Origin of the sequence: Streptomyces sp. NPDC059853 (genome assembly GCF_042731495.1) — a bacterium.
GTDB lineage: Bacteria > Actinomycetota > Actinomycetes > Streptomycetales > Streptomycetaceae > Streptomyces.
On record NZ_JBHWJL010000154.1, the window covers coordinates 1 to 11,551 of the forward strand.

At 73.7% G+C, this 11,551-nt stretch carries 13 protein-coding genes; 11 read left to right on the forward strand and 2 right to left on the reverse strand.

The features are described from left to right. Both ACFV5N_RS17115 and mycP read left to right on the forward strand, forming a co-directional pair. Positions 1 to 612 (forward strand): hypothetical protein (locus ACFV5N_RS17115; protein WP_385600077.1); only part of this gene is annotated, 612 nt, incomplete at its 5' end. After that, positions 609 to 1,808 carry a type VII secretion-associated serine protease mycosin gene (gene mycP / locus ACFV5N_RS17120; RefSeq protein WP_385600080.1) on the forward strand — a complete coding sequence of 400 codons (1,200 nt, stop codon included), beginning with the start codon at positions 609 to 611 and terminating at the stop codon, positions 1,806 to 1,808. The genes ACFV5N_RS17115 and mycP, both read left to right, overlap by 4 nt. On the opposite strand, the gene ACFV5N_RS17125 is transcribed toward mycP, so the two are convergent. After that, positions 1,777 to 2,757, reverse strand: a complete 981-nt coding sequence (locus ACFV5N_RS17125; protein ID WP_385600082.1) for a serine hydrolase — start codon at positions 2,755 to 2,757, stop codon at positions 1,777 to 1,779. The genes mycP and ACFV5N_RS17125 overlap by 32 nt on opposite strands. A 168-nt stretch (positions 2,758 to 2,925) precedes the next feature. Here ACFV5N_RS17125 and ACFV5N_RS17130 point away from each other — a divergent pair, with 168 nt between their 5' ends. Beyond that, positions 2,926 to 3,669, forward strand: coding sequence for an SseB family protein (locus ACFV5N_RS17130; RefSeq protein WP_385600085.1), 744 nt, complete (start codon positions 2,926 to 2,928; stop codon positions 3,667 to 3,669). 84 nt (positions 3,670 to 3,753) lie between these two features. Beyond that, positions 3,754 to 4,581 (forward strand): MIP/aquaporin family protein, encoded by an 828-nt coding sequence (locus ACFV5N_RS17135; RefSeq protein WP_385600088.1) that lies wholly within the window; start codon positions 3,754 to 3,756, stop codon positions 4,579 to 4,581. A gap of 10 nt (positions 4,582 to 4,591) precedes the next feature. On the opposite strand, the gene ACFV5N_RS17140 is transcribed toward ACFV5N_RS17135, so the two are convergent. After that, positions 4,592 to 4,963 carry a DUF1844 domain-containing protein gene (locus ACFV5N_RS17140; RefSeq protein WP_385600091.1) on the reverse strand — a complete coding sequence of 124 codons (372 nt, stop codon included), beginning with the start codon at positions 4,961 to 4,963 and terminating at the stop codon, positions 4,592 to 4,594. A gap of 304 nt (positions 4,964 to 5,267) precedes the next feature. On the opposite strand from ACFV5N_RS17140, the gene infC reads away from it, so the two are divergent. The 7 genes from infC to ACFV5N_RS17175 all read left to right on the forward strand — a co-directional run. Further along, on the forward strand, positions 5,268 to 5,888 hold the full coding sequence (infC, locus tag ACFV5N_RS17145; protein ID WP_385600094.1) for a translation initiation factor IF-3: 621 nt from the start codon (positions 5,268 to 5,270) through the stop codon (positions 5,886 to 5,888). Positions 5,889 to 6,002: 114 nt separating this feature from the next. Continuing rightward, entirely contained in the window at positions 6,003 to 6,197 is a 195-nt protein-coding gene (gene rpmI, locus ACFV5N_RS17150) for a 50S ribosomal protein L35 (protein WP_019435018.1), read from the forward strand. A gap of 109 nt (positions 6,198 to 6,306) precedes the next feature. Then, on the forward strand, positions 6,307 to 6,690 hold the full coding sequence (gene rplT / locus ACFV5N_RS17155; protein WP_019435019.1) for a 50S ribosomal protein L20: 384 nt from the start codon (positions 6,307 to 6,309) through the stop codon (positions 6,688 to 6,690). Positions 6,691 to 6,901: 211 nt separating this feature from the next. Next, the gene (locus tag ACFV5N_RS17160) at positions 6,902 to 7,750 is read left to right on the forward strand and encodes a TrmH family RNA methyltransferase (protein ID WP_385600097.1); all 849 of its coding nucleotides are present in this window, start codon (positions 6,902 to 6,904) and stop codon (positions 7,748 to 7,750) included. Positions 7,751 to 7,864: 114 nt separating this feature from the next. Continuing rightward, entirely contained in the window at positions 7,865 to 8,944 is a 1,080-nt protein-coding gene (locus ACFV5N_RS17165; RefSeq protein ID WP_385600099.1) for an ATP-binding protein, read from the forward strand. Positions 8,945 to 9,127: 183 nt separating this feature from the next. Beyond that, positions 9,128 to 10,264, forward strand: a complete 1,137-nt coding sequence (gene pheS / locus ACFV5N_RS17170; protein WP_385600102.1) for a phenylalanine--tRNA ligase subunit alpha — start codon at positions 9,128 to 9,130, stop codon at positions 10,262 to 10,264. After that, the coding region (locus tag ACFV5N_RS17175; RefSeq protein WP_385600105.1) for a phenylalanine--tRNA ligase subunit beta at positions 10,264 to 11,551 on the forward strand (1,288 nt) is incomplete at its 3' end. The genes pheS and ACFV5N_RS17175, both read left to right, overlap by 1 nt.

Here is an 11,551-nt window from a genome sequence, read left to right on the forward strand (position 1 = left end):
TGGCGCGACCTGCCCGTCGACGAGCTGTTCCCGCCCGAACTGCACGGCGAGGGCGCGGGACCCGGCGGAGCCGAGCGCCGCTGGCTCCGGATCGCCGTCGCCCCCGACGCCGACTGCGCCACCGCGCTCGGCGAGGACCTGGCCGGCGCGCTGCTGGCCGGTACCGGCTGCGAACGCGCCGTGCGCGCCACCTACGTGGACGACACCGTCACCGCCGTCACCACCGTCGGCATGGTGTTCACCGACGCCGACCCGGCGGCCACCGAGGCGCTGGCCGAGCGCTTCGCGACCGGCGGACTCGGCCTGCGCGCCGACCTCATGCCCGCCACCCACCCCGCCCCCGGCACCGCCGCCGAGACATTCGGCGCCGCGCAGCGCGCCACCTGGACGGTACGGGTGCTCACCGACGCCCCCGTCATCGTGTACGCGGTCACCGGCTTCGCCGACGGCCGGACCGCCGACGCCCCGCAGGCCGCCACCGAGGCGGTCGCGGAGGGACAGGACACCGTGGTCGCGCTGGCCGGACTCGGCCACGAGGCGATGGGCGTCGCGGACCGGATCGAGCGGAACATCCGCCGGGCCGCCGACCGATTCACCGAGGAACACGGATGACCGCGCCCGCCCGCCGGCCGCTACCGGCCCCGCTCGTCGCGCTCGTGCTGCTGTGCACGCTGTTCGTCCTCGGCACGCCGCCCGCCGCCGCCGACTCGATACGCGATCAGCAGCGCTGGGCACTCGACGCCATCAACGTGCCGCGGGCGTGGGAGACCACCCGGGGCGCGGGCGTCACCGTCGCCGTGCTGGACACCGGCGTGGACGCCGGCCACCCGGACCTGGCCGGCGCCGTCCTGGAGGGCCGCGACCTCATCGGCATGGGCGCCGCCCCCGGCGACGAGACCTGGGCCGCGCACGGCACCGCCATGGCCGGGATCATCGCCGGACGCGGCCACGGCCCCGGCCGGGACAACGGCGTGATCGGCGTCGCACCCGAGGCCCGCATCCTGCCGGTCCGCGTCCTGCTGGAGGACGACGACCCCGAGCGCGACGCCGCCCGCGACGCAAGGCGCGGCGCCCTCGCGGAGGGCATCAGGTGGGCCGCCGACCAGGGCGCCGACGTCATCAATCTCTCGCTCGGCGACGACAGCGAATCCGCCCACCCCGACCCCGAGGAGGACGCGGCGATCCGTTACGCGCTGGGCAAGGGCGCCGTCGTGATCGCCTCGGCCGGCAACAGCGGGGAGAAGGGCGACCCGGTCTCCTACCCGGCCGGCTACCCCGGGGTGATCGCCGTCACCGCCGTGGACCGCAGCGGCGGCCGCGCCGAGTTCTCCACCCGCCGCTGGTACGCCGCCCTCAGCGCCCCCGGCAAGGACGTCATCGTCGCCGCCCCGAACGGCCTCTACTACGCCGGCTGGGGCACCTCGGCCGCCGCCGCCTTCGTCTCCGGATCCGCCGCCCTGCTGCTGGCCGCGCACCCCGAGCTGACCCCGGCCCAGGTCCGTACCCTGCTGACCACGACCACCCAGGACCCGCCGCCCGGCGGGCGCAGCGACGCGCTCGGCGCCGGGCTGGTGGATCCGGCCGCCGCCCTCGAAGCCGCCGCGGCCCTGCCGGAGCACGGCGCCCCGCCGGCCTCCGAGGCTCACGCCGGAACCCACTTCGGCCCCGGCCCGCGCCCCGAGCCGAGCGGCGGCGGGGGAACGCCCTGGCTGGCCCCGGTCTCCGGGGTGCTGGGAGCGGCCCTGCTGGGGATCTCCTGCTGGCAGCTGTGGACGCTCAGACGCCCTGGCCGCGCGGGCCGGCGCTGAGCGCGCTCACCGCTTCCCTGGCCGCGCTCTCCACGGCCGCGACCCCGCTCTCGTAGTCCGGGTGACCGTCCGAGACCACCGCGATCAGATACGACCGGCCCTCCACCGTCACCCGGCCGATGCTGTTGACGTCCCACAGCCCGGTGGTGCTGCGGGGCAGCCAGCCGTTCTTCAGCTCCGTGCCCACCGCGCCGCCGCTCCCAGCCGCCGATATGCCCCACTGCTGTTCCGGTATCACCGTGCCCATGAGCAGGCGCAGATAGTCCCGGGAGGTGGTGTCCAGGACCGAGGCGTGCGCGGGGCCGAAGATCTGCCGCAACAGGGTCAGCTGGTCCGCGCCCGTCGTCTGGGTGAGGCCCCAGTGGCCGCCCGCCCCGCCGGTGGTGGCGGTGAGACCGAGCCGCGCGTTCGCCGCGTCCAGGCCGGACTGCCGGCCGATCACCCGCCACAGCACGTCCGTGGCGTCGTTGTCGCTCTGCTGGATCATCGCCGCCGCGAGCGTCCGCTCCCGCTCGGTCAGCTCCCGGCCCGCGTCCTGGGTCTGGAGCAGCAGCGCGGCCAGCACATCGACCTTCACGATGCTGGCCGTGTCGAACACGCCGGTGCCGTACGCCGCGCTCTCCCCGCTCTCCAGCGCCAGCACACACACCGACATCCGCATCCGCGGCTGCTCGGCGAGCAGCGGCTGGAGCGACCGGGCCAGCGCCGCGTCGGCCGGGGTCGCGGGCAGCCGGCCGAGCGCCTGGAGATCCGATCCCTCGCCGTTCCCGCCGCCGCTGCCCGGTGCGGGTTCGACCGCCGGGGACTGGGTGCTCACCGCAAGGTCCTCTCCCCGGGGCACGTCACCGGCCACCCCCAGCGCCAGGACGGCGGTCGCCGTCACCACCGGAACCGCCCATCGCCGGGCACGGGCCGCCAGGGGCCGGCGCGGTGATATCGGTTCCTCCATGCTGGGCACGGTAACCCGCACATCTGCCCGAGGTCACCCGTCTCCCGGGGAAAAGGCGGTAACAGGAGGTGACAAAAGGCCGGAAACGCCACGCGCCGGCCGTGGCGCACGCCCCCCGTACGGCCCCCGCCCGTCCGGCCGTAGCCCCACCCCGGATACCCTCGCCGGGTGGCGCTCAAGAACATTCCGCAGCCCGCGTTCGCCGGCGACGACGGCGGCCAGGACCCCGCACTCGGCCGGGCCCTCGCCGACTGGGCCCGCGACCCGGCCACCGAACCCCGCCTGCTGGAGGTGCTGGCCGGCGCCCGGCTGCTGGTGCCGGTGGTGGCGGTGCTCGGCGAGGCCGAGACCGGCCCGGACGGACTGCGCCGGGAGAAGAGCAGCGACATGGCGGTGCTCACCCTCAGCGTCCCGGACGGCCGCCGCGCGCTCCCCGTCTTCAGCTCCACCGAGGCGCTCGCCCGCTGGCGCCCCGACGCCCGGCCCGTCGCCGTCACCGTGCCGCAGGCGCTCGGTGCGGCCGTGCAGGAGGGCGCGGGCACCCTGGTCCTGGATCTGGGCGGTCCGGTGGAGTACGAGCTGACCGGCGCCGCGCTGCGGGCCCTGGCCGCCGGGGGCGGCGCGGAGGTGGCCCGCACCCCGGCCGTACGGGACGCGGTGCGCGCCCTGCTGACGGCCGAGCCCGCCGTCCGGTCCGCCCAGCTGGTGGCCGCGCCGGGCGCCGCCGCTGACCACGACGCCACGCTGGCCCTGCTGCTGGAGCCGGGCACCGAGCCGGCGCCGGTGGTGGGCCGGATCGCCCGCGCGCTCGCCGCCGACCAGGTCCTGCGCGCCCATCTGGTGCGCGGCCTCCAGCTCGCGGTCCTGCCGCCCGGCACCGCCCTGCCCGGGGATCCTCTGATGCACCGCTGACACCCGGACGGCGCACTCGACGTGCGGCGCGCCCGGTCCCTCGTTCAGACTCGCACAAAGATCCACCCAGGTACTGGAGGCGTCATGTCCGCGGAACCCCTGGCGACCGAATCCGAACCGGCCGAGACCGAGGACGAGGCGCAGCTGTTCACGGCCGAGCTGATAGGCACCCTGATCCTGATCTTCTTCGGCGTCGGCTCGGCCGTCCTGGCCGGCGAGTTCGTGGGCTCCTTCGGCATCGCGCTGGCCTTCGGTTTCACGCTGCTGCTGCTGGCGTTCATCATCGGTCCGGTATCGGGCAGCCATCTGAACCCGGTCGTCAGCCTCGCGATGTTCCTGTCGGGCCGGATGACGTTCCGCAGGACCGTGATCTACTGGCTGGCCCAGTTCATCGGGGCGATCGCCGGCGCGGCGCTGCTGTTCCTGGTGGCGCGGCAGGTGCCGGGGCTGCGGACCAGCCAGGCGTTCGGCACCAACGGCTTCGGCTACCGCTCGGCGGTGGGCCTGTCCACCTTCGGCGCGATCGTCGCCGAGGTGATGCTGACCTTCCTGCTGGTGTTCGTGTTCCTCTCGGTGACGCACAAGGTCACCCTGGTCCCGCTGGCCGCCGTCCCGCTGGGGCTGACGCTGGCCGCGGTCCACCTGGTGGGCATCCCGCTGACCGGGACCTCGGTCAATCCGGCCCGCAGCTTCGCCCCGGCGATCTTCGCGGGCGGCCAGCCCTGGGCCCAGATGTGGCTGTTCTTCGTGGCCCCGATCGCGGGCGCGCTGCTCGCCGTCCTGGTGCGGTATCTGATCCACCCGCACGGCGAGCGGCTGTTCCCCGGCCTGGCCACGCTCTCCTCCGGCTCCGCCAAGGGCGGGACGGCCGGGACGACGGAGAGCGGTGGCGCGGGGCCGCAGGGCTCCTGAGCGGGCCCGGTCAGCCGAAGACGGGGCCGGTGAACTTCTCGCCCGGGCCCTGCCCCGGCTCGTCCGGCACACTGGACGCCTCGCGGAACGCCAGCTGGAGCGACTTCAGACCGTCGCGCAGCGGTGCCGCGTGGTAGGAGCCGATCTCGGTGGCGCCCGCGGTCACCAGACCGGCCAGCGCGGTGATCAGCTTGCGCGCCTCGTCCAGGTCCTTGTGTTCCTCGCCGCCCTCGGCCAGGCCCAGATTGACCGCCGCCGAACTCATCAGGTGGACGGCCACGGTGGTGATCACCTCGACCGCCGGGACGTCGGCGATGTCGCGGGTGGCCTCGCCGACGGCGGCCGGTTCGGCGGGGACGGGGGTCTGGACGGAGTCGCTCATGGCGACCAGCGTAGGCGGCCCGGCACCGCCGGCCGCCGCCGGGATGCCCCGGTGCGCGGGTTGTGTACCATGGAGAACGACCGGCTGGATACGCACGTGTCCGGCCCGCAAGTGGAGGCTCCGAACTCCCACCTGATCGGCATCCCGTCGGCAGGTCATTGGTCAGGCTGCGCCCCGCGGTGATCGCGGCGGTGCTCCGGTCTGTCAAGGAGCCCCGCCTGTGTGCCGTCCGGGGCGTTTTTCACGTCCTGAGTGGGGCGGTGGTCACCCGCATCATCCGTGCGCGGCTGTCCGCCAGACAACCGTGCGGCGCAACCGAGGAGGCCCCATCAGCGCCGAGCCCCGCATCAACGACCGGATTCGCGTCCCCGAGGTGCGACTCGTCGGTCCCAGTGGCGAGCAGGTCGGCATCGTGCCGCTTGCCAAGGCACTGGAGCTTGCCCAGGAGTACGACCTGGACCTGGTAGAGGTCGCGGCGAACGCCCGGCCCCCGGTGTGCAAGCTCATGGACTACGGGAAGTTCAAGTACGAGTCGGCCATGAAGGCCCGTGAGGCGCGCAAGAACCAGGCGCACACGGTGATCAAGGAGATGAAGCTCCGGCCGAAGATCGACCCGCACGACTATGACACGAAGAAGGGTCATGTCGTCCGGTTCCTCAAGCAGGGGGACAAGGTCAAGATCACGATCATGTTCCGCGGTCGTGAGCAGTCCCGCCCGGAACTGGGCTACCGGCTGCTGACGCGGCTCGCGGAGGACGTCTCGGACCTGGGCTTCGTGGAGTCCAGCCCGAAGCAGGACGGCCGGAACATGATCATGGTTCTGGGCCCGCACAAGAAGAAGACCGAGGCCATGGCCGAGGCCCGGGAGGCGCAGGCCGCCCGCAAGGCCGAGCGCCTGGAACAGCAGGGACGCACCGCGTCCTGACGTATCCCGCCACCGCGCGTCGCTGCGCGGTGCGGGGACGGGAAGCAACTGACGCACCCGGCGGAGCCGACGAACGGCTCCCGGGGGCGTCACCGACGAGGAGAGAGCGGCGACATGCCGAAGAACAAGACGCACAGCGGTGTCAGCAAGCGCTTCAAGCTGACTGGCTCCGGCAAGGTGATGCGCCAGCGCGCCGGTCGCCGTCACTACCTGGAGCACAAGCCCTCGACGCTGACCCGTCGCCTCGCCGGCACGACGGAGACCGCTCCGGCCGACGCCAAGAGGATCAAGAAGCTTCTCGGCAAGTGAGCCGGGCCGCCCGCCCCACCGGGCGGCGGCACAGGTTCGACGACCGGGACCCATCCGTTTCCGGGTCGCGTGAGGACAGATCCGCGACCCCCCGACAAGGAGTTCATACGTGGCACGCGTCAAGCGGGCAGTCAACGCCCACAAGAAGCGCCGGGCGATCCTCGAGCAGGCCAGCGGCTACCGCGGTCAGCGTTCCCGCCTGTACCGCAAGGCGAAGGAGCAGGTCACCCACTCCCTCGTCTACAACTACAACGACCGCAAGAAGCGCAAGGGCGACTTCCGGCAGCTGTGGATCCAGCGGATCAACGCCGCCGCCCGCGCCAACGGCATCACCTACAACCGCTTCATCCAGGGCCTGAAGGCCGCTGAGATCGAGGTGGACCGCAAGATCCTCGCGGACCTCGCGGTGAACGACCCCAACGCGTTCGCCGTCCTGGTCGAGACCGCCCAGAAGGCGCTCCCCAGCGACGTGAACGCCCCCAAGGCCGCCTGAACCTGCCCGCTGCCGCGCAGCGCACGCAGGCCGGCCGTCCCCGACGAGGGCGACAGTTGATGGACCCGCAGGCGGCACCGCCTGCGGGTCCGGTGCTTTCCGGCCCGGCGCTCCCGCACCCCCGCACTCGCGCCCCCGTATCCGCGCTGCCCGCGCCCCGCGCCCTCCGCGCGCCGTCCGCATCCGCACCGCCAGAAGTGAGCCGCCGCCCATGGCCCCCGCCGCCGAGCCGATCTCCCCGCGTTCCCCCCGCGTCTCCGCCGCCCGCCGGCTGGCCCGCCGCAGCTTCCGGGGCAAGGAGCGCCGCTTCCTGGCCGAGGGCCCGCAGGCGGTACGCGAGGCCATCGCCCACCGCGCGGACGGCGAGGCCACCCTGGTCGAACTCTTCACCACCGCCGAGGCCGCCCAGCGGCACGCCGACGTGGTGGAGGCCGCCCAGCGGGCCGGGGTACGGGTGCATCTCGCCGCGGACGAGGTGATCGAGGCGATCTCGCACACCGTCACCCCCCAGGGGCTCATCGGGGTGTGCCGCTTCGTGGACCGGCCGCTGCACACCGTGCTCGCCGGCCGCCCCCGGCTGGTGGCCGTCCTCGCCCACGTCCGCGACCCCGGCAACGCCGGGACCGTCCTGCGCTGCGCGGACGCCGCGGGCGCCGACGCCGTCGTCCTCACCGACGCCTCGGTCGACCTGTACAACCCCAAGGCGGTACGCGCCTCGGTCGGCTCGCTGTTCCACCTGCCGGTGGTGGTCGGTGTCTCCGTCGAGGAGGCGGTGAGCGCGCTCGCCGGGGCCGGGGTACGGGTGCTGGCCGCCGACGGCGCGGGCGAGCACGACCTCGACGCCGAACTCGACGCCGGGCGGATGGGCGGCCCCACCGCCTGGATCTTCGGCAACGAGGCCTGGGGGCTGCCGCCCGAGACCCGCGCCCTGGCGCACGCCGCCGTGCGGGTGCCCATCCACGGCCGGGCCGAGAGCCTCAACCTGGCCACCGCCGCCGCCGTCTGCCTGTACGCCTCCGCCCGGGCCCAGCGCGCGCCCGGCGGCTGCGCCACCGGCTGACCGCGCCCCGGGTCCCGGCCCCGGCGCGGCCTGGTTCCCGGCCGCCGGAGGAGGGGATTATTGACGCCGGTCCTAGTAAGGTGACGCGCAGGTGGGAGAGGGGCGATCACGGGGATGGACAGCGCAGCGGGGGCCGGGGATGTGGAGATGCGGCCGGACGACCTGCCCGACGGGCTGGTCGTCGCCGACGAACTCGGGCACATCCGCTGCTTCAACGCCGAGGCGGGCCGGCTGACCGGCACCGTCCCCACCGCCATGCTGGGCCGCCGCATCCAGGAGGCCCTGCCCCTGGAGCACACCGACGGCCGCCGCTGGTGGCTGGTGACCGACCCGTACCAGCGCTCCGCCCACCGCTCCGGTGAGCCCGAGCACCACCTGCTGCTGCCCGGCGGCAGGGAACTGCTGGTCACCACCCGCTATCTGCGCACCGCCCCCGGCGGCCCGCTGCACCGGCTGGTCCTCGGCCTGCGGGACGCCGGCACCCGGGACCGCGACGAGCGCTCGGACGCCGAACTGATCGCCACCGTCGCCCACGAACTGCGCTCGCCGCTCACCTCGGTGAAGGGCTTCACCGCCACCATGCTCGACAAGTGGGAGCGGTTCACCGACGACCAGAAACGGCTGATGCTCCAGACCGTCGACAGCGACGCCGACCGCGTCACCCGGCTGATCACCGAACTGCTGGACGTCTCCCGCATCGACTCCGGGCGGCTGGAGATCCGCCGCCAGCCCGTCGAACTCGCCGAGGCCGTGCGCCGCCACGTGGAGACCCTGGTCAACGGCGGCCTGCCCGCCGACCGCTTCACCGTACGGGTCGCCGCCGACCTGCCCGGGGTGTGGGCCGACCCCGACAAGATCGACCAGGTGCTGGGCAACCTGCTGGAAAACGCGGTGCGCCACGGCGCCGGGACGGTCACCATTGAGCTGGACCGGGTTCCGCCCGGCGCCCACCACCAGGAAGGTACGGCCGTGACCGTGAGCGACGAGGGCCCCGGCATCCCCGAAGAGGCGATGCACCGGGTCTTCACCCGCTTCTGGCGCGGCAGCGACCGCAGTGGCACCGGCCTCGGTCTGTACATCGTGAAGGGCATCGTCGAAGCGCACGGCGGCACCGTCACGGCGGGCCGCGGCGCCCGGGGCGGCGCCCGCTTCCGATTTACCCTGCCCGCGGGCACCCCGGCCTTCATGGTCTGACGGGCCCCGCGGGCCACCTCACACGTCCAGGCGTTTCCTCCGCGCTGCCCGCACCCCCGTAGACTCGACCCCTGGCACGCACGATGCCGTGGGGCGTCGCAAGGCACCGGGCCATCCGCACCGGGCCGGGCCCCGGCGCGCAGCGCACTGAAGCGCACAGCCATACGGAAAACATGGGAAGAGATGTCGGCACCCAATAAGTCGTACGACCCTGTCGAGGTCGAGGCACTGAAACCGGAAGAGATCGACCGGGCGCGCGAGGCCGCGCTCGGCGCGATCGCCGCCGCGAGCGACCTCGACGCGCTGCGGGAGGTCAAGGCCGCGCACGCCGGGGACCGCTCCCCGCTGGCGCTGGCCAACCGCGAGATCGGTGCGCTGCCCCCGCAGGCCAAGGCCGAGGCCGGCAAGCGCGTCGGCCAGGCCCGCGGCGCCGTGAACAAGGCGCTCAAGGCCCGGCAGGAGGAACTGGAGGCCGAGCGCGACGAGCGGGTCCTGGTGGAGGAGGCGGTCGACGTCACCCTGCCCTACGACCGCACCGCCGCCGGCGCCCGGCACCCGCTGACCACGCTCTCGGAGCGCATCGAGGACATCTTCACGGCCATGGGCTACGAGGTGGCCGAGGGGCCCGAGGTCGAGGCGGAGTGGCTCAACTTCGACGCCCTCAACATCGCCCCCGACCACCCGGCGCGCACCACCCACGACACCTTCTTCGTGGCGGACGCCTCCGGCACGGGCAAGGACGCGGGCGCGGAGTCCGGCGTCGTGCTGCGCACCCACACCTCGCCGGTGCAGATCCGCTCCATGCTGGACCGCGAGCCCCCCATCTACGTGATCTGCCCGGGGCGCGTCTACCGCACCGACGAGCTGGACGCCACCCACACCCCCGTCTTCACCCAGGTCGAGCTGCTGGCCATCGACGAGGGCCTGACCATGGCGGACCTCAAGGGCACTCTGGACCACATGGTGTCCTCGCTGTTCGGCCCCGGCATGCACACCCGGCTGCGGCCCAACTACTTCCCGTTCACCGAGCCGTCCGCCGAGATGGACATGGTGTGCTACGTGTGCCGCGGCGCGTCCGTGGGCAACCCGGACCGGCCGTGCCGCACCTGCTCCAGCGAGGGCTGGATCGAGCTCGGCGGCTGCGGCGTGGTCAATCCGCGGGTGCTGGTGGCCGCCGGGATCGACCCGGCGAAGTACAGCGGCTTCGCGTTCGGCTTCGGCATCGAACGGCTGCTGATGTTCCGGCACACGGTCGAGGACATGCGCGACATGATCGAGGGTGACGTGCGGTTCACCCGGGCGTTCGGGATGGAGATCTGATGCGGGCCCCGCTTTCCTGGCTGCGGGAATACGTCGACCTGCCGGCCGAGGTCACCGGGCGTGACCTCGCGGCGAAGCTGATCTCGGCGGGTCTGGAGGTCGAGACCGTCGAGCAGCAGGGCGCCGACCTCACCGGGCCGCTGGTGGTCGGGCAGGTGCTGGCCATCGAGGAGCTGACCGGGTTCAAGAAGCCCATCCGCTACTGCCAGGTGGACGTCGGCGACGCCAACGGCACCGGCGAGCCGCAGAACATCGTGTGCGGCGCGCGGAACTTCGCGGTCGGCGACAAGGTCGTCGTCGTGCTGCCGGGCGCGGTGCTGCCCGGCGGGTTCAAGATCTCCGCCCGCAAGACCTACGGACGGCTGTCCGAGGGCATGATCTGCTCCGCCGCCGAACTCGGCATGGGCGAGGACCACTCCGGCATCATCGTGCTGCCGCCGGGCCACGAGCCGGGCACCGACGCGATCGAGCTGCTGGAACTGGTCGACGAGGTGCTGGACATCGCCGTCACCACCGACCGCGGCTACTGCCTGTCGCTGCGCGGCATCGCCCGCGAGACGGCCACCGCCTACGGGCTGCCGCTGCGCGACCCGGCGCTGCTGGACGTGCCCGCGCCCAACGGCGAGGGCTACCCGGTGACCGTCTCCGACCGGGGCGCCTGCGACCACTTCGTGGCCCGCACCGTGAGCGGCGTGCAGCCGCAGGTGCCGACCCCCCTGTGGATGCAGCGCCGGCTCCAGAAGGCCGGCATGCGCCCGGTCTCGCTGGCCGTGGACGTCACCAACTACGTCATGCTCGAACTCGGCCAGCCGCTGCACGCGTACGACCGCACCCGGCTGCACGGCGCGATCGGCGTACGGCGGGCCGAGGCCGGCGAGAAGCTGACCACCCTGGACGGCACCGAGCGGGTGCTGGCCGCCGAGGACCTGGTCATCACCGACGAGCGGGGCCCGATCGGCCTGGCCGGCGTGATGGGCGGGGCGCACACCGAGATCGCCGACGGGTCCGGCGCGGACCCCGCCGCCGGTGACGGGGGCGCGGACGGCGCCGGGACCTCGGAGATCGTCATCGAGGCCGCGCACTTCGACGCGGTGACGGTGGCCCGCACCTCGCGGCGCCACAAGCTGATCTCCGAGGCCTCCCGCCGCTTCGAACGCGGCGTGGACCCGCAGGCCGCCGCCGCTGCCGCGCAGCGCACCGTCGACCTGCTGGTGCTGCTCGCGGGCGGCACCGCCGAGGCCGGCGTCACGGAGATCAGCGCCCCCTCCGCACCGCACACCATCAGCG

What these genes read in the sequence shown, in the direction of transcription:
- ACFV5N_RS17140 (WP_385600091.1), bottom strand. Translation starts at nt 4,963, where the DNA reads ATGAGCGACTCCGTCCAGACCCCCGTCCCCGCCGAACCGGCCGCCGTC.
- ACFV5N_RS17125 (WP_385600082.1), bottom strand. Translation starts at nt 2,757, where the DNA reads ATGGAGGAACCGATATCACCGCGCCGGCCCCTGGCGGCCCGTGCCCGG.
- rpmI (WP_019435018.1), top strand. Translation starts at nt 6,003, where the DNA reads ATGCCGAAGAACAAGACGCACAGCGGTGTCAGCAAGCGCTTCAAGCTG.
- ACFV5N_RS17160 (WP_385600097.1), top strand. Translation starts at nt 6,902, where the DNA reads ATGGCCCCCGCCGCCGAGCCGATCTCCCCGCGTTCCCCCCGCGTCTCC.
- mycP (WP_385600080.1), top strand. Translation starts at nt 609, where the DNA reads ATGACCGCGCCCGCCCGCCGGCCGCTACCGGCCCCGCTCGTCGCGCTC.
- pheS (WP_385600102.1), top strand. Translation starts at nt 9,128, where the DNA reads ATGTCGGCACCCAATAAGTCGTACGACCCTGTCGAGGTCGAGGCACTG.
- ACFV5N_RS17135 (WP_385600088.1), top strand. Translation starts at nt 3,754, where the DNA reads ATGTCCGCGGAACCCCTGGCGACCGAATCCGAACCGGCCGAGACCGAG.
- ACFV5N_RS17165 (WP_385600099.1), top strand. Translation starts at nt 7,865, where the DNA reads ATGGACAGCGCAGCGGGGGCCGGGGATGTGGAGATGCGGCCGGACGAC.